28 protein-coding genes are annotated in these 25,886 nt (G+C 61.0%); 18 read left to right on the top strand and 10 right to left on the bottom strand.

Features of this window, described 5'->3' with window-relative positions:
• Nucleotides 1-3 precede the first annotated feature (3 nt).
• The 18 genes from urtD to aidB all read left to right on the top strand — a co-directional run bounded on the left by urtD (nt 4) and on the right by aidB (nt 12,863).
• On the top strand, nt 4-765 hold the full coding sequence (gene urtD / locus V6S97_RS07815) for an urea ABC transporter ATP-binding protein UrtD (RefSeq protein ID WP_020011597.1): 762 nt from the start codon (nt 4-6) through the stop codon (nt 763-765).
• A gap of 19 nt (nt 766-784) precedes the next feature.
• A complete protein-coding gene (locus tag V6S97_RS07810; protein WP_334426472.1) occupies nt 785-1,360 on the top strand; it encodes a hypothetical protein in 576 nt (191 codons plus the stop codon).
• A 14-nt stretch (nt 1,361-1,374) separates the two neighbouring features.
• Nucleotides 1,375-2,070 (top strand): urea ABC transporter ATP-binding subunit UrtE, encoded by a 696-nt coding sequence (gene urtE, locus V6S97_RS07805; RefSeq protein ID WP_003510152.1) that lies wholly within the window; start codon nt 1,375-1,377, stop codon nt 2,068-2,070.
• A gap of 242 nt (nt 2,071-2,312) precedes the next feature.
• Nucleotides 2,313-3,566, top strand: a complete 1,254-nt coding sequence (locus V6S97_RS07800; protein ID WP_334426471.1) for an alpha/beta hydrolase family esterase — start codon at nt 2,313-2,315, stop codon at nt 3,564-3,566.
• Nucleotides 3,473-4,324 (top strand): urease accessory protein UreD, encoded by an 852-nt coding sequence (locus tag V6S97_RS07795; protein ID WP_003510148.1) that lies wholly within the window; start codon nt 3,473-3,475, stop codon nt 4,322-4,324. The genes V6S97_RS07800 and V6S97_RS07795 overlap by 94 nt, the downstream gene beginning before the upstream one ends.
• A gap of 109 nt (nt 4,325-4,433) precedes the next feature.
• Nucleotides 4,434-4,736, top strand: coding sequence for an urease subunit gamma (locus V6S97_RS07790; RefSeq protein ID WP_003510146.1), 303 nt, complete (start codon nt 4,434-4,436; stop codon nt 4,734-4,736).
• Between the two features lie 9 nt (nt 4,737-4,745).
• Nucleotides 4,746-5,003, top strand: coding sequence for a DUF1272 domain-containing protein (locus tag V6S97_RS07785; RefSeq protein ID WP_111793143.1), 258 nt, complete (start codon nt 4,746-4,748; stop codon nt 5,001-5,003).
• A 19-nt stretch (nt 5,004-5,022) separates the two neighbouring features.
• Nucleotides 5,023-5,328, top strand: a complete 306-nt coding sequence (locus V6S97_RS07780) for an urease subunit beta (RefSeq protein WP_003510142.1) — start codon at nt 5,023-5,025, stop codon at nt 5,326-5,328.
• Between the two features lies 1 nt (nt 5,329).
• Complete coding sequence (locus tag V6S97_RS07775; RefSeq protein ID WP_003510140.1) at nt 5,330-5,686, top strand: GFA family protein; 357 nt, start codon at nt 5,330-5,332, stop codon at nt 5,684-5,686.
• Between the two features lie 3 nt (nt 5,687-5,689).
• A complete protein-coding gene (locus V6S97_RS07770) occupies nt 5,690-6,112 on the top strand; it encodes a lysozyme inhibitor LprI family protein (RefSeq protein ID WP_138983519.1) in 423 nt (140 codons plus the stop codon).
• A 4-nt stretch (nt 6,113-6,116) separates the two neighbouring features.
• On the top strand, nt 6,117-6,761 hold the full coding sequence (locus V6S97_RS07765) for a hypothetical protein (RefSeq protein WP_003510137.1): 645 nt from the start codon (nt 6,117-6,119) through the stop codon (nt 6,759-6,761).
• Between the two features lie 4 nt (nt 6,762-6,765).
• Entirely contained in the window at nt 6,766-8,475 is a 1,710-nt protein-coding gene (gene ureC / locus V6S97_RS07760) for an urease subunit alpha (protein WP_020813390.1), read from the top strand.
• Between the two features lie 9 nt (nt 8,476-8,484).
• Nucleotides 8,485-9,165: a TIGR02117 family protein gene (locus V6S97_RS07755; protein WP_035213596.1), complete on the top strand. Its 681-nt coding sequence runs from the start codon at nt 8,485-8,487 to the stop codon at nt 9,163-9,165.
• 143 nt (nt 9,166-9,308) lie between these two features.
• Nucleotides 9,309-9,845 (top strand): peroxiredoxin, encoded by a 537-nt coding sequence (locus V6S97_RS07750; RefSeq protein WP_003510133.1) that lies wholly within the window; start codon nt 9,309-9,311, stop codon nt 9,843-9,845.
• A gap of 272 nt (nt 9,846-10,117) precedes the next feature.
• Entirely contained in the window at nt 10,118-10,603 is a 486-nt protein-coding gene (ureE, locus tag V6S97_RS07745; protein ID WP_031234548.1) for an urease accessory protein UreE, read from the top strand.
• Between the two features lie 3 nt (nt 10,604-10,606).
• Entirely contained in the window at nt 10,607-11,278 is a 672-nt protein-coding gene (locus V6S97_RS07740) for an urease accessory protein UreF (protein WP_162729154.1), read from the top strand.
• A gap of 145 nt (nt 11,279-11,423) precedes the next feature.
• Nucleotides 11,424-12,035 carry an urease accessory protein UreG gene (gene ureG, locus V6S97_RS07735; RefSeq protein WP_334426466.1) on the top strand — a complete coding sequence of 204 codons (612 nt, stop codon included), beginning with the start codon at nt 11,424-11,426 and terminating at the stop codon, nt 12,033-12,035.
• Between the two features lie 3 nt (nt 12,036-12,038).
• The gene (gene aidB, locus V6S97_RS07730) at nt 12,039-12,863 is read left to right on the top strand and encodes an AidB family quorum-quenching N-acyl homoserine lactonase (protein WP_113083424.1); all 825 of its coding nucleotides are present in this window, start codon (nt 12,039-12,041) and stop codon (nt 12,861-12,863) included.
• 72 nt (nt 12,864-12,935) lie between these two features.
• On the opposite strand, the gene V6S97_RS07725 is transcribed toward aidB, so the two are convergent.
• The 10 genes from V6S97_RS07725 to V6S97_RS07680 form a co-directional block, all read right to left on the bottom strand.
• Nucleotides 12,936-13,625 (bottom strand): Crp/Fnr family transcriptional regulator, encoded by a 690-nt coding sequence (locus tag V6S97_RS07725; RefSeq protein WP_003510124.1) that lies wholly within the window; start codon nt 13,623-13,625, stop codon nt 12,936-12,938.
• A 382-nt stretch (nt 13,626-14,007) separates the two neighbouring features.
• Nucleotides 14,008-17,328, bottom strand: coding sequence for an efflux RND transporter permease subunit (locus V6S97_RS07720; RefSeq protein ID WP_060725235.1), 3,321 nt, complete (start codon nt 17,326-17,328; stop codon nt 14,008-14,010).
• A 13-nt stretch (nt 17,329-17,341) separates the two neighbouring features.
• Complete coding sequence (locus V6S97_RS07715) at nt 17,342-18,535, bottom strand: efflux RND transporter periplasmic adaptor subunit (RefSeq protein WP_111784205.1); 1,194 nt, start codon at nt 18,533-18,535, stop codon at nt 17,342-17,344.
• A 361-nt stretch (nt 18,536-18,896) separates the two neighbouring features.
• Nucleotides 18,897-19,889 (bottom strand): ABC transporter substrate-binding protein, encoded by a 993-nt coding sequence (locus V6S97_RS07710; protein ID WP_080866391.1) that lies wholly within the window; start codon nt 19,887-19,889, stop codon nt 18,897-18,899.
• A gap of 21 nt (nt 19,890-19,910) precedes the next feature.
• Nucleotides 19,911-20,783 carry an ABC transporter permease gene (locus V6S97_RS07705; RefSeq protein WP_003510113.1) on the bottom strand — a complete coding sequence of 291 codons (873 nt, stop codon included), beginning with the start codon at nt 20,781-20,783 and terminating at the stop codon, nt 19,911-19,913.
• Nucleotides 20,780-21,655 carry an ABC transporter permease gene (locus tag V6S97_RS07700; RefSeq protein ID WP_003510111.1) on the bottom strand — a complete coding sequence of 292 codons (876 nt, stop codon included), beginning with the start codon at nt 21,653-21,655 and terminating at the stop codon, nt 20,780-20,782. The genes V6S97_RS07705 and V6S97_RS07700 overlap by 4 nt, the downstream gene beginning before the upstream one ends.
• A 222-nt stretch (nt 21,656-21,877) precedes the next feature.
• On the bottom strand, nt 21,878-22,672 hold the full coding sequence (locus V6S97_RS07695; protein ID WP_020011573.1) for an ABC transporter ATP-binding protein: 795 nt from the start codon (nt 22,670-22,672) through the stop codon (nt 21,878-21,880).
• Nucleotides 22,669-23,112, bottom strand: a complete 444-nt coding sequence (locus V6S97_RS07690) for an NUDIX hydrolase (protein WP_003509390.1) — start codon at nt 23,110-23,112, stop codon at nt 22,669-22,671. Before V6S97_RS07690 ends, V6S97_RS07695 begins: the two co-directional genes overlap by 4 nt.
• Nucleotides 23,109-24,566, bottom strand: coding sequence for a dihydropyrimidinase (hydA, locus tag V6S97_RS07685; RefSeq protein WP_334426460.1), 1,458 nt, complete (start codon nt 24,564-24,566; stop codon nt 23,109-23,111). The genes V6S97_RS07690 and hydA overlap by 4 nt, the downstream gene beginning before the upstream one ends.
• Nucleotides 24,563-25,810, bottom strand: coding sequence for a Zn-dependent hydrolase (locus tag V6S97_RS07680; protein WP_003509393.1), 1,248 nt, complete (start codon nt 25,808-25,810; stop codon nt 24,563-24,565). The genes hydA and V6S97_RS07680 overlap by 4 nt, the downstream gene beginning before the upstream one ends.
• Between the last annotated feature and the right edge of the window lie 76 nt (nt 25,811-25,886).

Genomic DNA, 25,886 nt, shown 5'->3' with positions numbered 1-25,886 from the left:
CCCATGAACACGGTTTCCGAAAACAGAACCAAGAGCCTGCTTTATCTCGATGGCGTTTCCGTCTCTTTCGATGGTTTCAAGGCCCTCAACTCGCTCTCCTTCGTGGTGGAGCCCGGTGAACTCCGCGCCATCATCGGCCCGAATGGCGCGGGCAAGACGACGATGATGGATATCATCACCGGCAAGACGCGGCCGGACACGGGTACGGTGTTGTTCGAAGACAGCATCGATCTCACGAAAAAGGACGAGGCTGACATCGCCCAGCTCGGCATCGGGCGGAAGTTCCAGAAGCCGACGGTGTTTGAAAGCCATACCGTCTGGGACAATCTGGAACTGGCGTTGAACCGCAAGCGCGGCGTCTTCGCGACGTTGTTCTATCGGCTGACGGAGGAGGACAAGGCGCGCATCGAGGAAATTCTCGCCACCGTGCGTCTCGGCCACCGCCGCGGCGATCTCGCCGCCAACCTTTCGCATGGCCAGAAACAGTGGCTTGAGATCGGCATGCTGCTCGCGCAGGAACCGAAGCTGCTGCTGGTGGACGAGCCTGTCGCCGGCATGACGGATGCGGAAACGGCGGAAACCGCCGTGCTTTTGAAGGAGATCGCGAAGACCCGTTCGGTTGTGGTGGTGGAGCACGATATGGGCTTCATCCGCGAGCTGGGCGTGAAGGTGACGTGTCTTGCCGAAGGCTCGGTGCTGGCCGAAGGGTCGATCGATTTTGTGTCCAGCGATCCGAAGGTGATCGAGAATTATCTGGGGCGTTAGAAAGAGTGTTCTTCTACTTGTGACTGTAATAATAACCGGATTTAAGTTGAAAAATTTAAGATCTGGAGTTGATTTGATGGCGTTGATCGGAATTCTGGTTATGGCAATCGGCGGTGCGGCTGTCTGGTATTGGCGGCTGAAAATGGCGCGTGAGGCGGGTAGCGAGATCATCGATACCGTCGAAAAAATGCGCGGCGCTTATAAGCGCAGATCGTTTCGGAAGAAGGCCGAAGTCGCTCCGATAGCCTCCATTCGCGATCCGGCTATCGCTGCGGTGGCATTCTTCATGTGCCTTGCGAACGAAAAGCCGATGTATCTCGACATGGCCAAAAATGTCGTTCGCGACAGGATGAAAGGCATCGTCCCGCCAGCGGATATGGAGGAAGTTATCGTCTTTGGAGAGTGGGCGTCCAGAAATGTCGTTAATCCCGAAGACCCAATTCGCAGGTTTCGCGATTTATGGGCAAATACGCTCGATTTCGATGAAAGACGCCAACTGATCGATATCGCCGAAGAGGTTAGCCGAGTGGGGGGTGACAAGACCTCCGAGCAGGATCTCGCTCTGCAGGCCTTGCGACGAACATTATTGAATTAGAACAGGTGGGTGAAATGCTGACAGTCGAAAACATCAACCTCCACTATGGCGCGGCGCAGGCCCTGCGCGGCGTGTCGCTGAAAGCGGAGATGGGCAAGATCACCTGTGTTCTCGGCCGCAACGGCGTCGGCAAAAGCTCACTCTTGCGTGCCGTCACCGGCCAGCAGGCCACCAGCGCCGGCACCATCCGTTTCGGCGATGCGGCGCTCGACGGGCTCGCACCTTACCAGCGGGCTAAGCGCGGGGTGGGTTACGTGCCGCAGGGACGGGAAATCTTTCCGCTGCTCAGCGTGCAGGAAAATCTGGAGAGCGGTTATGCGCCGCTGCCGCGTAGGGAGCGTTTCATCCCGGACGATATTTTCAGCCTGTTTCCGGTGCTGCAAACCATGCTGTCGCGGCGCGGCGGCGATCTCTCGGGTGGCCAGCAGCAGCAGCTTGCGATCGGCCGGGCGCTGGTGACACGGCCGAAAATCCTCGTCCTCGACGAGCCGACGGAAGGCATCCAGCCGTCGATCATCAAGGATATCGGCCGGGCGATCAAATATCTGCGCGACTCCACCGGTATGGCGATCCTGCTGGTCGAGCAATATCTGGATTTCTGCCGCGAGCTTGCCGATTACGTCTACATCATGGACCGCGGTGAAATCGTGCATGAGGGGCTGGCCGAAACGCTGGATACGCCGGAAGCGCGGCGGCATCTGACGGTGTAATGTTGCGTGCGCCGATCACGGCATAAAAACGGCCGATTAATATTTTGAAAGTCTATGCGCCTGTGCATGGCTTTCATGCGTAATTTTAGCGTTTCATTAAGTAAAAGCCTATGGTATTGGGCGCATGAAATGCTGCATGCGAGACACAGAAGAAGTCTATTCGCACGCCGCGACTGTTGATCCCTTACATTTCCCGCACGCTCGACGTATCGTCGGGAAACTGTGCCAATAAAGGCGTGTCAATGATTCAAGACTTTGCAGTGGGCCGGGCTCCCCGGTTGGTGCGTTCCGCACGCAGCCTGTTCCTCGGGCTGGTGATCAGCGCAAGCGCAGGGGCCGCAGCGTCGGCATCGACCTGCGGTCAGGGTATTGGCCCCGGTATGGAACCGGGTCGGCACGACTTTTCCATTCTTTCCAACGGTGAAAAACGCGACGGCGTCTATTTTGTTCCATCGGCCTATGATGGAAATAAGCCGCTGCCGGTCGTGTTCGATTTCCATGGTTCCAACAGCAATCCGCATGGTCAGCTGAACCGCAGCGGCTGGGACAAGCTTGCCGAGCGTGACGGTCTCATGGTCGTGGCGCTGGCCGGCAGCCTGAGCGGCGAATTGCCGGGCACCCATGCCTGGAATGTTCCCGGCGTCACCAAGCGGCCGGGCGGGCTCGATGAAGTCGGTTTCATCCGCGATGCCATCACCATGGTGAAGGGCAAGTTCTGCGTGGATGAGGAGCGTTTTTATGGCTCCGGTTATTCCGGCGGCGGGCGCATGCTGTCGCAATTCATCTGCAGCGGCAACGCGGATTTTAACGCTGCCGGCTTCGTTGCTTCGCTGCGCGCCGGTTATCCGCTGGAGACGGAAGGCAAGTGGGGACCGGATGCGGCAAGCTGCCAGCCTGTGCGGCCAATGTCGATCATCGCCTTTGCCGGGCTGAAAGACCCGGCCAATCCCTATCAGGGCGGCGGCAAGTCCTATTGGCAATATGGCGGCGAAACGGCGTTGAAGCGCTGGGCCGAAATGGATGGCTGCAAGGGCGCTGCCAAAAGCAAGGTGGGCGAAAGCTTCACCGTCAATTCCTATGATGTCTGCAAGGCTGGCGCACGCATCCAGTCCTATGTCATCAACGACTGGGACCATGCCTGGCCGCGCGCCACCATGAAGGCCGAGGTTCTGGCCGCTAACGCCGTCGTCACCCGCAAGCCGGGCGGCGAGCAGACACCGAAGGCGGAACCGGCCGTGGAGCGCAAGATGCCCACAGGCGAAGTGACACGCACGGTTGATGCGGCCGAAAGAATGTGGGATTTCTTCCGCAATACGGAAGGGCAGCTTGTCGTGGATGCCGTCGTCAAGAAGGATTGCGGCGCCAAGACCTCGTCCGCTTCCGCAACCGTTTCGGAGACCGCGTGCAGCAGCAACAGCAAGCCATCGGCCCTTCCGGTCGCCAAGACGCTCAACCTGTCCGGCAGCAACGCGCCCGTGGCAGAGGACGCATTGTAACAAAGGCTGTTGAAGGCCGCAGCCGGCTGGACGAACTGTTCCAGGAAGGCTGCGCGAAAATCCGCCTGCCGGAAACCTTCTCAAACGAAGCGGAAGCCATCCTCATCAATTCCTCCGGCGGCCTGACCGGCGGAGACGAAATCGAATGGCAGGCCACGGCCGGCGCCGGCACCTCGCTTGTTGTGACCACGCAGGCCTGCGAAAAGGTCTATAAGGCATCATCAGGCACCGCCGCCGTGACCGCCCGCGTTTCCGCCGGGCCGGGTGCGAAGCTGCATTGGCTGCCGCAGGAGACCATCCTCTTCGACCGTGCTTCCTTGACCCGCCGGCTGGAAGCCGATCTCGACCAATCCTCCGAATTCATCGCTGTCGAAGCCGTGCTGCTCGGCCGTAAGGCCATGGGCGAGGCGATGACGCATGGTCTCTTTCGTGACCGCTGGCGTATTCGCCATGGGGGCAGGCTGGTGCATGCGGAAGAACTTGTGCTTCAGGGCGAGGTGGCGGCGCTGACGGCGAAACCGGCGGTTCTGGCTGGTCAGGTGGCCTTTGCCACGCTTCTTTATATCGGGCCGCTGGCTGAGGCGCTTCTGCCTAAAATCCGGGCTATTGCCGGTGAAAGCGGCGGCGCCAGCGAATGGCAGGGCAAGCTTGTCGTTCGCGTCTCTGCCGAAGATGGTTTCTCCTTGAGAAAATTGCTTTTTCCGATCATTTCGCTCTTGCGAAACGGCGCGCCAGTGCCGAAAGTCTGGAATCTGTAAACCCTTAAGGTTGCCCCGCGACAGGCGTCCTTCGGGGTCTGTCAACACGTCGGATCTGCCTGCCGCAATCGCGCTGTTTGCGGGGCAGGCGCCAAGCTGCGGGACCACGATGAACCTTAGCCCAAGAGAAAAAGACAAGCTGCTGATTTCCATGGCCGCCATGGTGGCGCGCCGCCGGCTGGAACGCGGCGTGAAGCTCAACTATCCCGAAGCGATTGCGCTGATTACCGATTTCGTGGTCGAGGGCGCCCGCGATGGTCGCGCTGTGGCCGACCTGATGGAAGCCGGCGCGCATGTCATTACCCGCGATCAGGTGATGGATGGTATCGCCGAGATGATCCATGATGTGCAGGTGGAAGCGACCTTTCCTGACGGCACCAAGCTGGTGACCGTTCACGAACCGATCCGTTGAGGGGTTGATATGGCGCTGGAACTTCGGCCCAATTGCGAATGCTGCGACCGCGATCTTGCGCCCGATAACAGGGATGCGATGATCTGCTCGTTCGAATGCACTTTCTGCGTCGACTGCGTGACGGGCGTGCTTGATGGCGCCTGCCCGAATTGCGGTGGTGAGATGGTTCGCAGGCCCGTTCGTCCGGCGGCCAGGCTCATCAACAACCCGGCATCGACGAAGCGGGTGCTGAAAGCGGAAGGCTGCGCGGCAGCCACGGCCGCGTGAGAAAGACAAGGGGAGCACCATGAAACCAGGCGAAATCATTGCCGCAGAAGGCACCATCGAACTCAATGCCGGCCAGCCGACCGTGACGATCGAGGTGGCCAATTCGGGCGACCGGCCGGTGCAGGTGGGCAGCCATTATCATTTCTTCGAGACCAATGCGGGTCTCATCTTCGACCGCGACAGGGCGCGCGGCATGCGTCTCGATATTCCCGCGGGCACGGCGGTTCGTTTCGAACCCGGCCAGAAGCGGGAAGTGACGCTGGTGCCGCTTTCCGGCAAGCGTGAGGTTTATGGTTTCCGTCAACAGGTCATGGGGAGGTTATGAAATGGCGACGGCGCATTATCATGGAAGCTGCCAGTGCGGCAGCGTCAGCTTCGAGGTCGATGCCGATCTCGATCACACTGTTGTCTGCAATTGCTCGCGCTGCAAGCGTCTTGGCTCCACGCTCGCTTTCGCGCCGCGTGACAAGTTCACGCTGCTTTCCGGCGAGGACAAGCTGGCGGAATATCTCTTCAACAAACACAAGATCCATCATCTTTTCTGCTCCACCTGCGGCATCGAGAGTTTTGCTTATGCCGACGGGCCGGATGGAACGCCGATGGTGGCAGTGAACGCCAATTGTCTTGATGGTGTTGATCCCCGGGCGCTGAAGCCGCAGGCTTTCGATGGCGCGGCGGCCTGAGCGATGGAGATGAGCCGAAACAACGTCTTCATGGCGGCCGTGCTTCTCAGCGCGACCGCCGGATTTTCCATGCCGGCCGCAGCGCAGAGCGAGCCGGACTGCAAGGCGCCGCAGACGCAGGCGGACATGACCATCTGCGCCGGCAAGGATTACGAAAAGGCCGACAAGCAGTTGAACGCCGAATATCAGAAGCTGCGCAAGCTGCTCGCGGAGCGCGACAAGACAGCCGATGCGGACGGCAAGGGTGCGACCGACGCTCTGGTGGCTGCCCAGCGCGCCTGGGTGGCGTTTCGTGACGCCAATTGTGCTCTTTCAGGCTTTCAGGCGCGCGGCGGCTCGATGGAACCGATGCTGATTTCTTCCTGCATGGCCGATATTAGCGGCAAGCGGGCGGAAGAACTGCGTCAGCTGTCGGAAGGTTTCTGAACGCATGGGGCGGCGGATCACGATCGTCGGAAACGGGGAACTGCCGCCGGGCGTGGCTGATTTCATCGACCGTTCCGACATCGTCATCCGCTTCAATGATTGCCGGTCGCTGGGGCTGGGTGGTACGCGGACCGATGTGGTGGCCGTGTGCAACACCGGGCGGCCGGGCCTCGAAATGACCGAGGGAACCGAATGGCGCGAGAGCGACGGTGTGCGGCAGGCCGCTGCCATCTGGTCCGTGCGGGATCCCGCAAAATTTTCCGAAATGGAACCGGACATACGCGCACGCTGGCCGGAACTGACCGATTTCTGCGCCGATTACACCGAAGGCTTTGCCGCCATCGCCCGCGAGACCGGCAAGAGCCACATCGTCATTCCGCGCGGCGTGCATGAAAGGCTCGATGTTGCGCTCGAAGCCTATGCGCCCGCGCCCTATGTCTGCCCCAGCACAGGCCTTGTCACCATCGCCCATGTTCTTGAGAACGTGAGCGGCGATGGTGACGAAGTGGCGATTGCCGGCTTCGGCCATGAGGGCTGGAGCGGCCATCCATTTGCTGCCGAACAACAGCTGGTAGAAGCCCTTGCGGGCGAGGGCCAGCTCACACGAATTTCTCCCACATCGATTTTCTCCGCGTCCGAAGGAGCCTGAGCCCATGCCTTACAAGATTTCCCGCGCCGCCTATGCCGGCATGTTCGGCCCGACCGTGGGCGACAAGGTGCGCCTTGCCGACACCGAACTCTTCATCGAGATCGAGAAGGACCACACCACCTATGGCGAGGAAGTGAAATTCGGCGGCGGCAAGGTCATTCGCGACGGCATGGGCCAGAGTCAGGCGACGCGGGCCGAAGGGGCGGTCGATACCGTCATCACCAATGTGGTGATCGTCGACCATAGCGGCATCTACAAGGCGGATGTGGGCCTGAAGAACGGCCGCATTCACGCCATCGGCAAGGCGGGCAACCCCGATACGCAGCCGGGCGTGACGATCATCGTCGGTCCCTCGACGGAGGCGATTGCCGGTGAAGGCAAGATCCTGACCGCCGGCGGCATGGATGCACATATTCACTTCATCTGCCCGCAGCAGATCGAAGAAGCACTGATGAGCGGCGTCACCTGCATGCTGGGTGGCGGTTCCGGCCCGGCGCACGGCACGCTCGCCACCACCTGCACCGGCGCATGGCATATCGAGCGCATGATCGAGAGCTTCGATGCCTTCCCGATGAATCTCGCGCTCGCCGGCAAGGGCAATGCCTCGCTGCCAGCGCCTCTGGAAGAGATGATCCTTGCCGGCGCTTCCTCGCTGAAATTGCATGAGGACTGGGGCACGACGCCTGCCGCCATCGACAATTGCCTGACGGTGGCCGATGAATACGACGTGCAGGTGATGATCCACACCGATACGCTGAACGAAAGCGGTTTCGTGGAAGACACTGTCGCCGCCATCAGAGGTCGCACCATCCATGCCTTCCATACAGAAGGTGCGGGCGGCGGCCATGCGCCTGATATCATCAAGGTCTGCGGCAACCCGAACGTCATTCCGTCCTCCACCAATCCGACGCGGCCCTATACCGTCAATACGCTGGCCGAACATCTCGACATGCTGATGGTGTGCCACCACCTGTCGCCGTCAATCCCTGAAGACATTGCCTTTGCCGAAAGCCGCATCCGCAAGGAAACCATTGCGGCGGAGGATATTCTCCACGATATCGGCGCGTTTTCGATCATTTCGTCCGACAGTCAGGCCATGGGCCGTGTCGGCGAGGTGGCGATCCGTACCTGGCAGACAGCCGACAAGATGAAGCGCCAGCGCGGCCGCCTGAAGGAAGAGACCGGCGAAAACGACAATTTCCGTGTCCGCCGTTACATCGCCAAATATACCATCAACCCGGCCATCGCCCAGGGCGTCAGCCATGAGATCGGCTCGATCGAAGTCGGCAAGCGCGCCGATCTGGTATTGTGGAACCCGGCCTTTTTCGGCGTGAAGCCGGAGATGGTGCTGCTCGGCGGCTCCATTGCCGCGGCCCCGATGGGCGATCCGAACGCCTCCATTCCCACACCGCAGCCGATGCATTACCGGCCGATGTTTGCCGCCTATGGCAAGCTGCGCACCAATTCCTCGGTCACATTCGTTTCGCAGGCGTCGCTGGATGCCGGCCTTGCCCAACGCCTCGGCGTGGCGAAAAAGCTGCTGCCGGTGAAGAATGTACGCGGCGGCATTTCCAAGGCGTCGATGATCCATAATTCGCTGACGCCGCATATCGAGGTCGATCCGGAAACCTATGAGGTGAGGGCGGATGGCGAGCTTTTGACCTGCGAGCCGGCCACGGTGCTGCCAATGGCGCAGCGTTATTTCCTGTTTTAACGGCATTTCATGGTGAGATTTATCACAAGGTGGATCGGCGGCGGCATGCTGCTGCTCCTCCTGCTCCTCCTGCTCCTTCTGCTCGGTACTGTCCTGCCGCGCCCGTTTTTCGCCGATGAGGTGAGCGGGGGCGTGAAAGACCGCGAAATCCTGCTGTTATCCAACCCGATCCACACCGATATTGCGCTGCCGATCGATAACGATCTGCGGCGGGTCTTTTCCGAATTGCAGGAGGACGGCATTGCCGTCAACCATCCGGCGGCCGCTTATCTGGTGTTCGGCTGGGGCGGCCGGTCGTTTTATACCGAGACACCCACCTGGGCCGATCTGAAGCCCATGCCGGTCTTGCGCTCGCTGACGCTTGACCAGTCGGTGATGCATGTGGATGTGACGGGAGATTTTCCCGCCGATCTTGCCGGGGTAAAGCGCCTTCGCATTTCCGAAGCCGGGTATCAGCGCCTCGTGGCGGCCATTCGTGCCAGCTTTTCGCGCGACAATGGCAAGGTGCGGCTGATACCGGGCGTCGCTTATGGCCTGACGGATGCGTTTTTCGAGGCGAATGGCCGGTTCAACGCCCTTGTCGGCTGCAATACATGGTCGGCTGCCATGTTGCGTGAGGCCGGCATTCGCACCGGCTGGTGGACACCATTGCCGCCGTTTCTGCGCTGGTCGGTGGCGCTGCATGATTGATCCTCGCAAGCCGTGGTTTTCCTCTGACAAAGCCTATTTTTATGCTGCACCGCAGCGTGTCTTGCGTTATGGAAACGGCAAAAGAATTATGCAGGGATCGATCCCAAGTGATCCCTGTAAAACGCCAGAACAGGAGACAAGACATGCTCGGCAAAAAAGTGCCCGCCGTTACCTTCCGCACGCGCGTTCGTGATGAGGCCGTTGGTGGCCCGAACCCCTTCCGTTGGCAGGACATGACCTCCGACGATTATTTCAAGGGCAAGAAGGTCGTTCTGTTTTCGCTGCCCGGCGCTTTCACGCCGACATGCTCGACCTACCAGCTCCCCGATTTCGAAAAGCTGGCGCCGGAATTCCGGGCGCTCGGCGTTGATGAAATCTATTGCCTGTCGGTCAACGACGCCTTCGTCATGAATGCCTGGGCAAAGGGCCAGAACCTCGAAAACGTCAAGGTCATTCCTGACGGCTCGGGCGAGTTCACCCGCAAGATGGGCATGCTGGTCGCCAAGGACAATCTCGGTTTCGGCATGCGCTCCTGGCGTTACGCCGCCGTCGTCAATGATGGCGTCGTCGAGCAGTGGTTCGAGGAAGAGGGCTATCAGGACAATTGCGAATCCGACCCCTATGGCGTTTCCGCGCCGCAGAACATTCTGGAAAACCTCAAGAGCCGCGCTGCGGCCTGATTGTGGGTTTGCGCAGGCCCGGCAGCGATGTCGTGTCTTCGGGCTATCGGCAGGAGGCGAAAATCTCTCCTCCGTTATCCTCGCCGTTGAGGCGAGGATCCATAAGCGCCCGAGGATGACGTCGAAGGCGGAGAAAGGTTTACGCTTGGCCCGGCAGCAACGCCGGGCTTTGTCGTTCTGGCGGCCATGTGTCCCAAAATCGTGCCTTGAAATCCCCCCGTCTATCCGTCAAAAATCGTAACCCCAAGACTGTTTCTGAAACGGATCATCCCATGCTGCGCGTCACCTCCTATCATCCGGCCGGAACCCCCGCCGACGAACCTTCCGGTTATGTCACTCTTGCGCATGACCAGCGGCATCTTCGCCGCAAGCTGCTGCATCTGCAGAATGACGAGATGGTAATGCTCGACCTGAAGGAAGCCGTGCTTTTTGCCCATGGCGATCTTCTCGTGGTGGAAAACGGCGACCTGATCGAGGTCCGCGCGGCTGACGAAAAGCTCTTCGAAATCAAGGCGAAGGATCGCCTTCACCTGATCGAGCTTGCCTGGCATCTGGGCAACCGGCATCTTTCCGCGCAGATCGAGGAGGAGCGTATTCTCATCCTGCGTGACCACGTCATCCGCGCCATGCTGGAAGGTCTTGGCGCCACCGTGCGTGATGTCGAAGAGCCTTTCCAGCCGGCGCGCGGCGCTTATCATGCCCATGGCGGTCATTCCCACGGCCATGATCACGGCCACAGCCATCACGATCACGGCTGAGCCGTGAGCGAAGATCGCGGCGTTGCCGCGCTGCTGCGGCTCATGGCCTGGATGTCGCCTGCCTTTCCGGTTGGCGGTTTTTCCTATTCCGGTGGACTTGAAAAGGCGGTGGAGGATCGGCGCGTCGGGGATGCGGCGGCTCTGCGCGACTGGCTCGAAACGCTTCTGCGCTGTGGCAGCCTTTGGAACGATGCGGTGTTTCTGGCACATGCCTGGCGCAATGCCGAGGACGCCGCCGTCTTGAGCGAAACGGCCGATCTGGCGCGAGCGCTGGCCGGTTCGGCGGAGCGATACCGCGAGACGGTGCTTCTGGGCGATGCCTTCGTTGCCGCCGCCGGCGCCTGGCCGCATGCGGTTCTGGACGTGTTGCCCAAAGACGTTCCCTATCCCATCGCTGTCGGGGCAGTCGCCGCCGGTCATGCGGTGCCGCTCAGGGACACGATTGCCGCCTTTTTGCATGCCGGCGTCTCGCAGATCGTGTCGGCTGGCATCCGCCTCGGGGTCGCGGGACAGAAGGATGGTGTCGCCATTCTGGCCGCAAGTGAAGCGATCATCGTGGAGATGGCGGCGCGGGCGATGCAGTCCACGCTCGACGATCTCGGCAGTGCGACGATCATCGCTGACACGGCGGCCATGCGGCATGAAACGCAGGGCACCCGGCTTTTCCGGTCCTGAAGAGCGAGCGGGCGCCACGAGTTTCTTCTCCCCGGCGGGGAGAAACAAGCGGCACGATCCTTGCATATCTTGAAGCGTCCGGCTGGCGGACTATGGTGAAACAATACCAAAGCATATCGAAGGGAACAGAGCGGTGAAATCGGGCATGAAATCGGGCAATGGCCCGCTGCGCGTCGGTATTGGCGGGCCGGTCGGTTCGGGCAAGACGGCGCTGACGGAAAAGCTCTGCAAGGCGATGAGCGTCGATTACTCTGTCGCCGTCGTCACCAACGATATCTATACCAAGGAAGATGCGGAGGCGCTGGTGCGCATGCAGGCGCTGCCTTCCGAGCGTATCGTCGGCGTGGAAACGGGCGGTTGCCCGCATACGGCCATCCGCGAGGATGCGACGATCAATCTGCAGGCGATTGCCGGGCTTAATGCGCGCTTTCCCGATCTCGACGTGGTCTTCATCGAATCCGGCGGCGACAATCTCGCCGCGACCTTTTCGCCCGACCTTGCCGATATCACCATCTATGTCATCTCCGTCTGTCAGGGCGAGGAAATTCCGCGCAAGGGCGGGCCGGGCATCACCCGCTCGGACCTGCTGGTCATCAACAAGAAGGACCTAGCGCCCTATGTCGGGGCCGATCTGACCGTCATGGACAGCGATGCGACCCGCATGCGCAACGCCATGCCTTTCGTCTTCACCGATATGAAACGCGGCGATGGCGTGGAGCGCATCGTCGGTTTCCTGAAAGAGCAGGGCGGTCTCTGAAATATGGCAATGTCCCGCCGGTTCGGCGCTTACGAGGTTTCCCGTTTTGTCGACGGTGTCTACAAGGCGCCCGTCGGCCATCTCATCCACCGTCAGGGTGCCGAAGCGCTGGCCGCTGCCCTTGCCGGCCATCAGGGCGAAACGGTGGATATGGACGTCAACTGTTTCGCATTGTCCGGGCCTGACGGCATCTGGCTGATCGATGCCGGTTGCGGCACCGCCTGGGGTGCTGCCTATGGCCATGCCCGCGCGGCGATGGTAGCCGCCGGTATTCAGCCGGCCGATGTAGGGCGTGTCATCCTCACCCATATTCATGGCGATCATGCGCTTGGCCTCATCGATGGCGACCGGCCTTATTTTCCCAATGCCGATATCTGGGTGCCTGAGGCCGATCTCGGATTTTTCAGCAGTGCGGAGGCGCGCAAGACCCTGCCGCCGGCCCGGCAGGGCGGCTTCGATCTTGCCGCGCGGCTGCTCGACATTTGTGGCCCGATGTTGCGGCCGATCCCGACAGGCAGGATTGCCGAGGACGTGGAAGCCATCGCCATGCCCGGCCATACGCCGGGACATGCCGGGTACCTGATCGGCAATGGTGATGAGCGGCTGTTATTATGGGGCGATGTGCTGCATGTGAGCGACTTGCAGGTGAAGGATCCCGGTGTCGGTTTCGTCTACGATATCGATTCTGCGCTTGCTTACCAAACACGCCTTGAGGCGCTGGCCGAGGCCGCCGATCACGGCTGGCTGGTTTCCGGCGGTCATCTCGGTGGATTTTTCCGTGTCGAGCGGCAGGGTGACAGCTTCCGCTTTGTGTCGCAGCCGGACTGATTTTTCGATTTCGGACATGCAGAAGGGCGGAATACCCTAAGGCATCCCGCCCTTCGTCCTCTCCCGGTGTCTTCAGATCTGCTTCAGCGCCGCAACATCATTGACCTGCACGATGCGGCCGCGCACGGTGACGCCAGCTTTCTTCAGTGCCGAGAAGGCGCGTGAGAGCGCTTCTGGTGCAAGGCCAAGCTTGCCGGCAAGCAGGCTTTTCTGGAACGGCAGCCGCAGCGAAAAGGATGTGGCGTCGCGCGGTCCCTGATTGATGAGGTAATGGGCGACACGCTGCGGCGCTGTCTGCAACCGGTCATTGGCGATGCAGTCCATGGTGGCCAGCAGGCTGTTGGACAGGCAGCGCATGACGGCCTTGGCGATTGCCGGTTCCTGATCGATCAGGCTGCGGATTCTTGTGAGTTCGAACCGCGCCACGGTGCAGCTTTCCGCCGCCTGCGCGCTGTAACGATAGGTATCGCTGCCGAAAATCAGGCATTCGTTGAAGGTATCGCCGGGCCCGCTGACGCGCACATCCGCCTCGCGCCCGTGCCTGTCCAGCCGGTAAAGCCTGATGTAACCCGACAGCACGCAGTAGAAATGCTGCGCGGCCTCGCCTTCCTTGAAGAGCACATGGCGGGCGTTCACGTTGGTGATGGTCGCCGCTTCCATCAGCTTCAGCGCCGCTGCATCATCCGCTATCCCGATCAAGGGCGCGCGCAGCAGAATGTTCCTGTCCCTGTTGCTCAGCTTCACGGTCTTGTTCACGTCCATTCGGCTCCCGCTCAAACCTTTTGCCGGGCTGTCCGAAGCGATACGAAACCGGGGAAGTTCCTTCTCCCTCACGCCTATCTGCACAGAACTCATCGCATTATCCCTCGACCGGCAATTCCCGATGCGAGGGAGATTAGCAGTTCACCTGGAAAGCGAATTGATTTCGATCAAACAGGATTTGAGTTGTCATTTGGGACAGCGGGAATGCGGCGAGGCCATTCCTGCTCAAGAATGTGAGGAGGAATATGGAGCGGGCGAGTGCCACATATTTCTTCTCCCCGCCGGGGAGAAGAAACAAGCGGCGGCGCTTTGTCCTTAAACGTCCACCCAAAAAGAAACGCCGGGCACATGGCCCGGCGTCTCAATCGTTACGCTGCAAACTTCACTCCGCAGCAAGCGGCGGCAACCGCAATATATTGCTGCCCTTGTCACCGGCCTTGTCGCCGCTGCCCTTTTCCATGCCGGCCACCCGTGCCTCCAGCGAGGAGAGAGCCAGGCTGTTTTCGCGGGCGATCTCCGAGAGTTTCTCGTTGGAGAGCGCTTCTTCCTCCTCTTCCTTCTTGCCGACGAAGCGGCCGAAGAGGTGGGCGAGCAGGCGCGACAGGTCGTCCATGATCAGGAAGAAGGCCGGGACCACGATCAGGGACAGCACCGTCGAAACGATGATGCCGCCGATCACCGCAATCGCCATCGGCGCGCGGAACGAACCGCCTTCGCCGACGCCGAGCGCCGAGGGCAACATGCCCGCGGACATGGCGATGGAGGTCATGATGATCGGGCGGGCGCGCTTGCGGCCGGCCTCCACCATGGCATGCACCCGTTCCATGCCGTGTCGGCGCATTTCGATGGCGAAATCCACCAGCAGGATGGCGTTCTTCGTCACGATGCCCATCAGCATCAGGATGCCGATGAGAACGGGCATGGAGAGCGCGTTCTGCGTGATGATGAGTGCGACGGCCACGCCGCCGATGGCAAGCGGCAGCGAGAACAGGATGGTGAAGGGCTGGATGACATCCTTGAACAGCAGGATGAGCACGACCAGCACCAGCATCAGGCCAAGCAGCATGGCGTTCACGAAGCCCTGCTGCATTTCGCCCTGCACCTTGGCGTCGCCGCTTTCGGCAAGGCGAACACTTGCCGGCAGGTCGGTTTCCGAGACGATGCGCTTGAACTCAGCCGTCGAGGTATCGAGCGCCGTGCCGAACGGGACGTCGGAGCCAATGGAGACCACGCGGTTGCGGTCGTTGCGCTTGATCGAGCTTGGACCTTCCGAATAGTCGATATCGGCAACGCTGTAGAGCGGCACCAGCGACCCGGAGGCGGTCTTGATCTTCAGCGCGCGGATGGTGGCGAGATCACGACGTGTATCGAGCGAGGCCTGCACGCGGATCGGGATCTGCCGGTCATCAAGCGAAATCTTCGTCAGCTGGGCGTCGATATCACCGATGGTGGCGACACGCACCGTCTGCGAAATCTGCTGCGGCGTGATGCCGAGGCGGGCGATTTCGTCCTTGCGCGGGCGGATCTGCAGTTCGGGGCGGGGCAATGCACCTTCCGAGCTGACATTGGCAAGGATGGGCGAGGCGCGCAGGCGGCTTTCGAGAATGCCGACGGCGTCGTTCAGGTCCTTCTCATTGGTGGAGAGGAAGTTGAAGGAGAGTTCGCGTTCCGCACGGTCGTTCAGCTTGATGATGCGGACATCCGGAATGCCGCGAACCTGCGCGAAAATATCCCGTTCCACATCCCATTGCGGACGTACGCGGCCCTTTTCCTCCACCTTCGGCAGATATTGGCCGATGAGCGGAATGGAGCCGAGCCCCTTGTTGACCACCAGCTTGAGCAGCGAATGGTCGATATGCTGCAGAATGACGTTGACGGTGGCGCGGCGAAGCTCCAGGTCCCCCTTGGGCGACGCGCCGCCAAGGATGAAGACGCTTTCCACGCCGTTGATGTCCCGCAGCGCGTGATAGATCTGCGTCGTCGTCCGATCTGTCTCGTCAAGCGTCGCATTGGGCGGCAGTTCCACCGAAAGCGTTACGCGTGAGGCGTCGTCCGGCGGCAGGAAGCTGCCGGGTACCTGGCTCAACAGCATGACGGAGGCGACGAGAAACGCGATCGCGCCGAGCAGCGTCAGATACCGCGCCCACCATTTGCGGGTGGTGGCGGTCACCATGCGCGTATAGGCCTTCATCAGCCGGCTGTCATTGTCGTGGTGATCGTCCATCGCGTCTTCGGCGCGCATCAGATAGGCCGCCATCAGCGGCGTGATGAGACGGGCGACCGCGAGCGAGAAGAATACCGAGAAGGCGACCGTCAGGCCGAACTGGATGAAGTACTGGCCGGGAATGCCGGGCATGAACGAGACAGGCACGAAGACGGCGATGATGGTGAAGCTGGTGGCGATGACGGCGAGGCCGATTTCGTCCGCCGCTTCCAGTGCCGCGCGATAGGGCGTCTTGCCCATCTTGATGTGGCGGGCAATGTTCTCGATTTCCACGATGGCGTCGTCCACGAGAATACCCGTGGCGAGCGTGAGCGCGAGGAAGCTGACGAGGTTGAGCGAGAAGCCCATGATATCCATGATCCAGAAGGTCGGGATCGCGGAGAGCGGCAGCGCCACGGCGGCAATCAGGGTTGCGCGCCAGTTGCGGAGGAAGAGCAGGACCACGATGACGGCGAGGATAGCGCCTTCGATCAGCGTGTCGAGCGCCGCCTTGTAGTTGCCATAGGTGAAATAGACGGCGTCATCGACCATTTCGATCGAGACATCAGGGTGGTTCTTGCGCACCTGATCGAGGCTTGCCGCCACGGTTTCGGCGACCGAGACCTCGCTGGCGCCCTTGGAGCGGAACACCGCGAAGGTGACGGCGGGGTTGCCGTTGAACCGCGAGAAGGACTTCTGCTCCTCATAGGTGTCTGTGACCGTGCCGAGCTCAGAAAGCTTGACGAAACGGCCGTTGGAAAGCGCAATCGTGGTGTTGGCAAGCTGGCTCACATCGCGTGTGTCGCCGAGCGTGCGGATGGTCTGCTCGTTGCCACCGACCTGGCCGCGGCCGGAGCCGAGGTCGATATTGGTGCCGCGCAGCTGGCTGTTCACCTCGGTTGCGGTGATGCCATAGGCGTCGAGCTTTTCGGGGCTCAGCGAAACGCGCACCTCGCGGTCGGCGCCGCCGTAACGGTCGACCTTGCCGATGCCGGACTGGCCCTGCAGCGAGCGCTTGATCGTGTCATCCACGAACCAGGACAGTTCTTCCAGCGTCATGTTCGGTGAGGAGACGGCAAAGGTCTGGATTGCCTGTCCCTCGACGTCGATCTTGCTGACGACGGGCACTTCGATATCGGAAGGCAGATCGCTGCGGATCTTGTCGATGGCGTCCTTGGTGTCCTGAACCGCTTCTTCCGTCGGCTTTTCGATGCGGAAGACAACTGTTGTCGTCGACTGGCCGTCGACCACGGTGGACTGGATTTCGTCGACGCCGCTGATGGCGGCGACGGCGTCTTCGATCTCCTTCGTCACCTGCATTTCCAGCTCGGAGGGCGAAGCACCGCTCTGGGTCACGGTGACGGCCACGACGGGAACGTCGATGTTCGGAAAACGGGTGATCGGCAGGGTGTTGAACGCCTGCATGCCGAGGATCATCAAAAGCGCGAAGCCAAGCAGCGGCGCAATCGGGTTACGGATTGACCATGCGGAGAAGTTCATTTCATTCCCTCAGTCAGTTGGACACAGCCGCAGGGGCTTCCACCGGTCTTATCCGGTCACCATCACGCACGAATGCTCCAGCTTTCTCGACAACCTTGTCTCCAGCAGCAAGACCGCTGACAATCTCGATAAAACCGCCGTCTTCAATGCCGGTCTCGATCTTCACCTGCTTGACGATATCGCCTTCCACCTTGCGGGTGGTCGAGCCTTCACGCCCGGAGGTGACGGCCGACAGCGGCAAAGCGAGCGCATTCGTCTCCTCGACGATGATCGCCGCGCTGGCATACATGCCCGAGCGCGCCGGGCTGTTTTCGGGCAGAACGACATGCACGGAACCGAGGCGCGTCGTCGGATCGACGGTGGGCGAAACGAGGCGCACCTTGCCCTCTATTTTCTCAGCTCCGCCGGCAACCGTCAAATAGGCTTTCTGGCCGACCTTCACCTTCTGGATATCGGTCTCGGACAGATCGGCGACGAGTTCGATCGCGCCGTCCTTGATGACGGTGAAAAGCGGGTTTCCGGCGCCGCTGGCAATCGCGCCGACCTTGGCGTTCTTGGCCGAGACGATACCGGTGACCGGGGTTTTCACGCCCGTGCGCGTCAGCTTCAGATCAATGTCGGCGATCTGGGCGTCAACCACCTTGATGTCGGCCTCGCCGGCGGAAACGGCCTGGCGGGCGGCGTTGAGCTTGGCGGCGGCCACTTCGGCCTGTGCCTGGGTCTGTTCCACCTGCGAAACCGAGCCGGAGCCACTCTGGCCGAGCTTTGCGGCGCGGTCGCGCTGGCGGTTCGCGTCGCTTGCGCTCGCTTCGGCTTCCAGCACCTGCGCCTTGGCCTGGGCGACGGCAGCTTCTGCCTTTGCCTTGTTGGCTTCCAGCTGGCTTTTCTGCAGGATGAGGCTGTCGGAAGAAAGCACGGCCAGAACCGCATTCGCTTCCACCCTGTCGCCGATATCAACGTTCAGCGTGTCGATCGACAGGCCATCGACCAGCGGCTGGACGTAGATTTCGTCCACGGGGCGGATCGTGCCTGTCGCGATGATACGGTCCACGAGATCGCGTTTTGCGGCATGTGCGACGACGATGGAAGGCAGGTTCTGCTGTTTGACCGGTGCCTGCGCCTCTCCCTCGGCTGCTGCGGAAAGGGGGAGCGCCGTTGCGGAAAGAAGAAGGAATACAAAGCGGTTAAACGTGAATTTATGCTGCATGTGTCTTGGCTCGCGCAATATTCGATCGCATGTCCTGCAGCCTTGCGGCATATATTAGAAGGTCATGCGATAGCGAATGTGAAACAAGGGATCACAATACTTCCTTTTCGATCCTCCCGATTCAAACGCCCCTCAACGCGAATCTCAAGCACCTTTGCCGAGTGCTTTCTTTACAAGATCAAATTTGGCAGTCTTGTGGGCGGGACTGTAATTCTTGTTGTCGTACAAATCAATCCGCATAGCCGCGATGGTTGATATACATTTTTGTATAGGTCGGAATATTGTAATTCATCAAAAGGGTTACCAGTGAAAAAAACGCGCGGACGGTGCCGCGCGTTCCATGCATCCAGGGTAAATTCGACTACTTCAGCGCCGCATCGGTGATTTCGGTGGTGTAGGCGCCTGTCGGCTCCTTGGTGATGACAGGATCGGAGCCGCCGCCGAGCAGCGTCTTGACGGTACGTTCGTAATCCGCCTTGTCCAGCGCGCCCTTCGAGCCGGCCGTCAGCTTGGCGACCTCGCCCATCATGCGCTTCTGGTGCTTTTCGGTCTGGGCGCCGGAGGCGTCGTTTTCGAGAACGATATCGGCGGCATCGTCAGGGTTTTCTTCCGCCCATTTCCAGCCCTTCATGGAAGCGCGGACAAATTTGACCATGTCTTCCTTGAACTTGGCGTCTTTCAGCTTGTCTTCGAGAACGTAAAGCCCGTCCTCCAGCGTTGCCACGCCTTCCGCCTCGTATTTGAAGGTGACGAGTTCCTCCGGCTTGATGCCGGCATCGATGACCTGCCAATATTCATTATAGGTCATGGTGGAAATGCAGGCGGCCTGCTTTTGCAGCAGCGGATCGACGTTGAAACCCTGCTTGAGGACGGTAACGCCATCCGCGCCGCCGGTGGTCGGGATTTTCAGGTGCGCCATCCAAGACAGGAACGGATATTCGTTGCCGAAGAACCAGACGCCGAGCGTCTTGCCCTTGAAATCTTCCGGCTTGGTGATGCCGGTTTCTTTCAGGCAGGTCAGCATCATGCCTGACGATTTGAACGGCTGGGCTATGTTGACGAGCGGAACACCCTTTTCGCGGGTGGCAAGTGCCGAGGGCATCCAGTCGACGATGACATCCGCGCCGCCGCCGGCCAGAACCTGCGCCGGCGCAATATCAGGGCCGCCGGGCTTGATGTCGACGTCGAGGCCTTCGGCTTCATAAAAGCCCTTGTCCTTGGCGACGTAATAACCGGCAAATTGCGCCTGGGTCACCCATTTCAGCTGCAGGGTGATCTTGTCGGCGGCCTCGGCGCTCACTGCCGTCAGAAGTGACGCGCCGGCAAGAAGCATGGATGCAAGTTTCATTTTCATCGCTGTTCCCTTTTTCGTTATTTACGTTCGTCCCCCACGGACGGACGGATGCCAGAAGGTGACGGCACGCTCCGCGAGCGCCACCAGACCGTAAAAGCCGGAGCCTGCAAGCGCGGCGACCGCGATTTCGGCCCAGACCATATCGACATTGCTGCGGCCCATTTCCGCCGAGATGCGGAAACCCATGCCGACGATCGGCGTGCCGAAAAATTCCGCGACGATGGCGCCGATCAGCGCCAGCGTGGAATTGATCTTCAGCGCGTTGAAGATGAAAGGCCAGGCGGCGGGCAGGCGCAGTTTTATCAACGTCTGTCCCCAGCCGGCGGCATAGGTGCGCATCAGGTCGCGTTCCATGTGGCTGGAAGCGGCAAGCCCCTGAACCGTGTTCACCAGCATGGGGAAGAAAGTCATGATGACGACGACGGCCACTTTCGACTGCCAGTCGAAACCGAACCACATGACCATGATCGGCGCGATGCCGACAACAGGCAGAGCGGAGACGAAATTGCCGATCGGCAGCAGCCCACGCTGGAGGAAGGGAGACCGGTCGATGAGGATGGCGACGATGAAGCCAAGACCGCAGCCGAGCACATAGCCTGTCAGCACCGATTTGAGGAAGGTCTGGCGGAAATCGGCCCAGAGGATCGGCAGGGATGTGAGAAGGCGGGCAAGAATGGCGCTCGGTGCCGGCAAGAGGATTGGCGGTACGGCAAAACCGCGCACCACGCCTTCCCACAAGGCGAGAATGGCCAGCCCGAAGAGGAGTGGCACTGCCATGCGGCTCATGCGCTTTGCCGCCGGTGACGAGAAGCTGTGGCGCACCAGCCATTCATTGAAGGCCCAGGCGGCAAGCCAGAACAGGATCGCGCCAGAAAACCAGAAGGGATTCGTCATGGCCGGGCTCCCATTCTCTTGAGGACGGCTGCGTGGGCGATGCCGATGATCGACACCAGCAGGGCCGCGACGCCGGCGGCCATGAACAGGGCCGCCCATATCTGCACCGTCTGGCCGTAATAGGAGCCGGAAAGCAGGCGCGCGCCGAGCCCGGCGACAGCCCCTGTCGGCAATTCGCCGACGATGGCGCCGACCAGCGCAATGGCGATGGCGATCTTCAGCGAGGTGAAGAGATAGGGCAGCGCCGAGGGCCAGCGCAGCTTCCAGAAGATCTGCGCCGGTGAGGCATTATAGGTGTGCATCAGGTCGAGCTGGAGGGTTTCCGGGCTTCTGAGGCCCTTCACCATGCCGACGACGATGGGGAAGAAGGAAAGGTAGGTGGAGATCAGCGCCTTGGGCAACAGCCCGGAAATGCCGATGGAATTCAGGACGACGATGATCATCGGCGCGATGGCGAGGATCGGGATGGTCTGGCTGGCGATGATCCACGGCATGACGGAGCGGTCCATGGCGCGGTTATGAATGATCGCGACGGCGAGCAGGATGCCGAGGACAGCGCCGATGGCGAAACCCAGCAGGGTGGCGGAGAGCGTGACGCCGGCGTGGTAGATCAGGCTGCGCTTGGAGGTGATGGCCTTGTTGACGGTGGTGTCCCAGAGTTCCGCGACGATCTGGTGCGGGGCGGGAAGGACCGGACGTTCCTGCGCGAAGGTTTGCGGCAGGAGTTCGGAGAAGCTTGGCGTTTGACCGGCGCGGGTGGCCTGGTCGCGGGCGAAGGGCATGTTGAGGTAGATGACGGCGAGATGCCAGAGGATGAGGATGGCGAGGAGGACGGTGAGGATGGGGAGGATGCGGTGGCGGAGGAGGGTCATTGGGGAGCCCTCTGTGGGTGGGATTTACGCTTACTCCGTGGGTGCGGCTTATCCCCCTCTGCCCTGCCGGGCATCTCCCCCTCAAGGGGGGAGATCGACTCGCGGTTGGGTCTCAACCATCTCAATGTTTGCGAATGAAGCGGTGATCGAGCCTCCTGCCGATCGCCCTCCTCGTGGGGGAGATGCCCGGCAGGGCAGAGGGGGGCAATGCTGGCGCTGACCTCACCCCTCATAGCCATGCCCCGCCTTCAACCCTTCACGCACGCGGTGCGCAATTGCCAGAAACTCTGGCGTCTCCCTGATCTCCAGCGGCCTTTCCCGCGGCAGGGTGGATTCGATCACGTCAGTCACTCTCCCCGGCCGAGGCGACATGACGACGATTTTCGTCGAGAGATAGACCGCTTCGGGAATGGAGTGGGTGACGAAACAGATGGTCTTGCCGGTCCTGTCCCACAGCTTCAGCAGCTGTTCGTTCAGGTGATCGCGGACGATCTCATCCAGCGCCCCGAAAGGCTCGTCCATCAGCAGCAGGTCGGCATCGAAGGCGAGCGCGCGGGCGATGGAGGCGCGTTGCTGCATGCCGCCGGACAGCTGCCAGGGGTATTTCTTGCCGAAACCGTTGAGGTTGACGAGATCGAGTGTGCGGTCGATGCGCTCGCGCTGTTCCGCCTTGCCATAGCCCATGATTTCAAGCGGAAGGGCGATGTTCTTTTCGATGCTGCGCCATGGATAAAGCGCGGCGGCCTGAAAGACATACCCATAGGAGCGGTCTTTGCGGGCGTTTTCCGGTGTCGTGCCGTTGACGGTGATCTCGCCGGATGTGTGTTTTTCAAGATCGGCGATGACCCGCAGGAAAGTGGTCTTGCCGCAGCCGGAAGGGCCGATGAAGGAGACGAAATCGCCCTTTCCCACATCCAGATCGACATCAGACAATGCATGGACCGGGCCATCCCCCGTTTCGAAGGTGAGGCCCAGTTTTCTGGCGGAAACGACGGAATAGGGAGAGGCCTGGTTCATCTTGGCTGATTGTCGCTTTCCGTGAGCGCCGCGCGCGCCAGCGGCAGCATTTGGGTTTCCGTAAGCCTGGCGATCATCACGCCGGGGTGGCGGTCGAGATCAAGCCAGCGCACTTCCTCTATCTCCGCCTGCGGTGTGACATCGGCATAAAGCCTTGCGATGAAGGCATGGGCGACGACATCGGCGCCGGTTTCATTGGCGGCTTCCTCGCGAAAGACGCCCTCGTAACGCACGGCATTTTCGGGAAGCGTCAGGCCGATTTCCTCGGCAAGTTCGCGGTGAAGCGCCTGTTCCGGCGTTTCGCCAGGATCGATCTTGCCGCCCGGCTGCATGAACTGCGTGGTGCCGCGCTTGCGCACGACAAGCATCTGCCGCCGCTCGTTGAGGAGAACGGCTGCGGCGATGACGATTTCGCGTTTCGGCTCAGCGCTCACGGTCATACACCCGATGCCGGAATGCCGCTGCGTTCCACCTTGCGCGGCGAAACGAGCTCCTTCCAGGTGGAAAGCGCCCGGCTGACGGCTGGATAAGCGTCGCGGGCAATGAACTGGCCGTGGCCCGGCTGCGTTTCGATGGTGGTCTCCTCGATGCTGACGAGGCCGCGCGACAGGGTGTAGCGCGGCAGGCCTTTGACCTTCCGCCCTTCGAATACGTTGTAATCGATGGCCGATTGCTGGCTTGCCGCGCTGATGGTCTTTTCCAGCTGCGGATCCCAGACGACTATATCCGCATCGCTGCCGACGAGGATAGCGCCCTTTTTCGGATAGATGTTGAGGATCTTGGCGATGTTGGTGGAGGTGACGGCGACGAATTCGTTCATCGTCAGGCGGCCGGTGGTTACGCCATGGGTCCAGAGCAGCGGCATGCGATCTTCCAGCCCGCCGGTGCCGTTCGGTATCTTGCGGAAATCGCCGAGGCCGAAGCGTTTCTGCTCGGTGGTGAAGGCGCAATGGTCGGTCGCCACGCATTGCAGCGAACCGGAAGCAAGACCCGCCCAGAGGCTGTCCTGATGCTGCCGGTTGCGGAAGGGCGGCGACATCACGCGGCGGGCGGCGTGATCCCAGTCGGGGTTGGCATATTCGCTTTCATCGAGGATCAGATGCTGGATCAGCGGTTCGCCATAGACCCGCATGCCGTTCTGGCGGGCGCGGCGGATCGCTTCATGCGCCTGCTCGCAGGAGGTGTGGACGACATAAAGCGGCGCACCGGCCATATCGGCAATGATGATGGCGCGGTTGGTGGCCTCGCCCTCCACCGAGGGCGGGCGGGAATAGGCATGCGCCTCCGGTCCGACATTGCCTTCCGCCATCAGCTTTTCCTGCATCTGTGCGACGATATCGCCGTTCTCCGCATGCACGAAAGGAATGGCGCCAAGCTCGGCGCAGCGCGAGAAGGAGGCGAACATCTCGTCGTCATTCACCATCAGCGCGCCTTTATAGGCCATGAAGTGCTTGAAGGAGTTTATGCCCTTTTCCCGGACCACCGTCTTCATTTCGTCGAAGACCTGTTCGCCCCACCAGGTGACGGCCATGTGGAAGGAATAATCGCAATTGGCGCGGGTCGCCTTGTTGTCCCATCGCGCCAGCGCGTCCAGAAGCGACTGGCCGGGCTCGGGCAGGCAGAAATCCACCACCATGGTTGTGCCACCGGCAAGGGCCGCCCGCGTGCCGCTCTCGAAATCATCGGCGGAATAGGTGCCCATGAAGGGCATTTCCAGGTGCACATGCGGATCGATGCCGCCGGGCATGACGTAACATCCCGTGGCATCGAGCACCGTACCGCCGGTCAGATCGGGCCCGATCTCGGTGATCCTGCCGCCTTCGATCTTCACATCGGCCTTGTAGGTGAGGTCGGCGGTGACGATGATGCCGTTCTTGATGATGGTGGCGGTCATTGCACGATCTCCGCAGTCTCCAGCACCGCATGCAGCAGCACATCGCAGCCGGCTGCTGCCCATTCCGGCGAAATTTCCTCGGCCTCATTGTGGGAAAGCCCGTCCACGCAGGGGCAGAAGATCATGGTGGAGGGGGCGACCCTCGCCGTCCAGCACGCATCGTGGCCGGCGCCGGAGATGATATCCATGTGGCTGTAGCCCAGTCTTTCGGCGGCGGCGCGCACGCGGCCGACCAGAACGGCGTCGAAAGTGACGGGATCGAAATGGCCGATGGCTTCGATCGAGCAGCCGACGCCGAGTTCTTCGGCGATTGCGGGCACCTCGCGTTCGAAGATGGCGCGCATGCTGTCGAGTTTCGCCTGTGAGGGCGTTCTGAGGTCGATGGTGAAGACTACCTTGCCGGGCAGCACGTTGCGGGAATTGGGCGTGAAGATCATCTGGCCGACGCCCGCCACTGCACCCGGCTGGTGGGCCATCGCCACTTCCTGCACCTTTTCGAGTATGCGGGCGGCAGCTAGGCCGGCATTGACGCGCATCGCCATCGGCGTCGAGCCGGTATGCGCCTCCTTGCCGGTCAACGTCACTTCCAGCCACCACAGGCCCTGACCATGGGTGACGACACCGATCTGTTTGCCATCCGCTTCGAGGATAGGCCCCTGTTCGATATGATATTCGAAATAGGCGTGCATCCTGCGTGCGCCGACCTCTTCTTCGCCCAGCCAGCCGATGCGTTTCAGCTCCTCGCCATAGGTCTTGCCGTCGGTATCGGTGCGGCTATAGGCGTAATCAAGATCGTGAATGCCGGCGAAGACGCCCGAGGCCAGCATGGCGGGCGCGAAGCGGGCGCCTTCCTCATTGGACCAGTTGGTGACGACGATCGGATGTTTGGTTTTGATATTGAGGTCATTCAGGCTGCGCACCACTTCCAGCCCGGCCAGCACGCCGAGCACGCCGTCGAACTTGCCGCCGGTCGGCTGGGTGTCGAGATGGCTGCCGATATAGACCGGCAAAGCCTCCGGGTCCTCACCGGGGCGCGTGGCGAACATGGTTCCCATGCGGTCGACGCCCATCGTCAGGCCCGCCGCCTCGCACCAGCGCTGGAACAGGCGGCGGCCTTCCGCATCCTCATCCGTCAGTGTGCGGCGATTATTGCCGCCGGCGATGCCGGGGCCGATTTTCGCCATGTCCATCAGACTGTCCCACAGACGGTCGCCATTGACCGTCAAGTTTTTACCCGCCGTCATGCAGTGTCGTCCTCACCTGTTTTGTTTTTATCGAAGCAAAGCTTGTGCCGTTCCCGTTTTTGCCGGTTAAGATAAC

This window comes from Agrobacterium sp. CCNWLW155 (assembly GCF_036888815.1).
Taxonomy (GTDB): domain Bacteria; phylum Pseudomonadota; class Alphaproteobacteria; order Rhizobiales; family Rhizobiaceae; genus Agrobacterium; species Agrobacterium radiobacter.
Note: the sequence above shows the minus strand (reverse complement) of the source record. Positions and strands in the feature narration are given on the sequence as shown.

What these genes read in the sequence shown, in the direction of transcription:
- urtD (WP_020011597.1), top strand. Translation starts at nt 4, where the DNA reads ATGAACACGGTTTCCGAAAACAGAACCAAGAGCCTGCTTTATCTCGAT.
- urtE (WP_003510152.1), top strand. Translation starts at nt 1,375, where the DNA reads ATGCTGACAGTCGAAAACATCAACCTCCACTATGGCGCGGCGCAGGCC.
- V6S97_RS07800 (WP_334426471.1), top strand. Translation starts at nt 2,313, where the DNA reads ATGATTCAAGACTTTGCAGTGGGCCGGGCTCCCCGGTTGGTGCGTTCC.
- V6S97_RS07790 (WP_003510146.1), top strand. Translation starts at nt 4,434, where the DNA reads ATGAACCTTAGCCCAAGAGAAAAAGACAAGCTGCTGATTTCCATGGCC.
- V6S97_RS07785 (WP_111793143.1), top strand. Translation starts at nt 4,746, where the DNA reads ATGGCGCTGGAACTTCGGCCCAATTGCGAATGCTGCGACCGCGATCTT.
- V6S97_RS07780 (WP_003510142.1), top strand. Translation starts at nt 5,023, where the DNA reads ATGAAACCAGGCGAAATCATTGCCGCAGAAGGCACCATCGAACTCAAT.
- V6S97_RS07775 (WP_003510140.1), top strand. Translation starts at nt 5,330, where the DNA reads ATGGCGACGGCGCATTATCATGGAAGCTGCCAGTGCGGCAGCGTCAGC.
- V6S97_RS07770 (WP_138983519.1), top strand. Translation starts at nt 5,690, where the DNA reads ATGGAGATGAGCCGAAACAACGTCTTCATGGCGGCCGTGCTTCTCAGC.
- V6S97_RS07765 (WP_003510137.1), top strand. Translation starts at nt 6,117, where the DNA reads ATGGGGCGGCGGATCACGATCGTCGGAAACGGGGAACTGCCGCCGGGC.
- ureC (WP_020813390.1), top strand. Translation starts at nt 6,766, where the DNA reads ATGCCTTACAAGATTTCCCGCGCCGCCTATGCCGGCATGTTCGGCCCG.
- V6S97_RS07755 (WP_035213596.1), top strand. Translation starts at nt 8,485, where the DNA reads ATGGTGAGATTTATCACAAGGTGGATCGGCGGCGGCATGCTGCTGCTC.
- V6S97_RS07750 (WP_003510133.1), top strand. Translation starts at nt 9,309, where the DNA reads ATGCTCGGCAAAAAAGTGCCCGCCGTTACCTTCCGCACGCGCGTTCGT.
- ureE (WP_031234548.1), top strand. Translation starts at nt 10,118, where the DNA reads ATGCTGCGCGTCACCTCCTATCATCCGGCCGGAACCCCCGCCGACGAA.
- ureG (WP_334426466.1), top strand. Translation starts at nt 11,424, where the DNA reads ATGAAATCGGGCAATGGCCCGCTGCGCGTCGGTATTGGCGGGCCGGTC.
- aidB (WP_113083424.1), top strand. Translation starts at nt 12,039, where the DNA reads ATGGCAATGTCCCGCCGGTTCGGCGCTTACGAGGTTTCCCGTTTTGTC.
- V6S97_RS07725 (WP_003510124.1), bottom strand. Translation starts at nt 13,625, where the DNA reads ATGGACGTGAACAAGACCGTGAAGCTGAGCAACAGGGACAGGAACATT.
- V6S97_RS07720 (WP_060725235.1), bottom strand. Translation starts at nt 17,328, where the DNA reads ATGAACTTCTCCGCATGGTCAATCCGTAACCCGATTGCGCCGCTGCTT.
- V6S97_RS07715 (WP_111784205.1), bottom strand. Translation starts at nt 18,535, where the DNA reads ATGCAGCATAAATTCACGTTTAACCGCTTTGTATTCCTTCTTCTTTCC.
- V6S97_RS07710 (WP_080866391.1), bottom strand. Translation starts at nt 19,889, where the DNA reads ATGAAAATGAAACTTGCATCCATGCTTCTTGCCGGCGCGTCACTTCTG.
- V6S97_RS07705 (WP_003510113.1), bottom strand. Translation starts at nt 20,783, where the DNA reads ATGACGAATCCCTTCTGGTTTTCTGGCGCGATCCTGTTCTGGCTTGCC.
- V6S97_RS07700 (WP_003510111.1), bottom strand. Translation starts at nt 21,655, where the DNA reads ATGACCCTCCTCCGCCACCGCATCCTCCCCATCCTCACCGTCCTCCTC.
- V6S97_RS07695 (WP_020011573.1), bottom strand. Translation starts at nt 22,672, where the DNA reads ATGAACCAGGCCTCTCCCTATTCCGTCGTTTCCGCCAGAAAACTGGGC.
- V6S97_RS07690 (WP_003509390.1), bottom strand. Translation starts at nt 23,112, where the DNA reads ATGACCGTGAGCGCTGAGCCGAAACGCGAAATCGTCATCGCCGCAGCC.
- hydA (WP_334426460.1), bottom strand. Translation starts at nt 24,566, where the DNA reads ATGACCGCCACCATCATCAAGAACGGCATCATCGTCACCGCCGACCTC.
- V6S97_RS07680 (WP_003509393.1), bottom strand. Translation starts at nt 25,810, where the DNA reads ATGACGGCGGGTAAAAACTTGACGGTCAATGGCGACCGTCTGTGGGAC.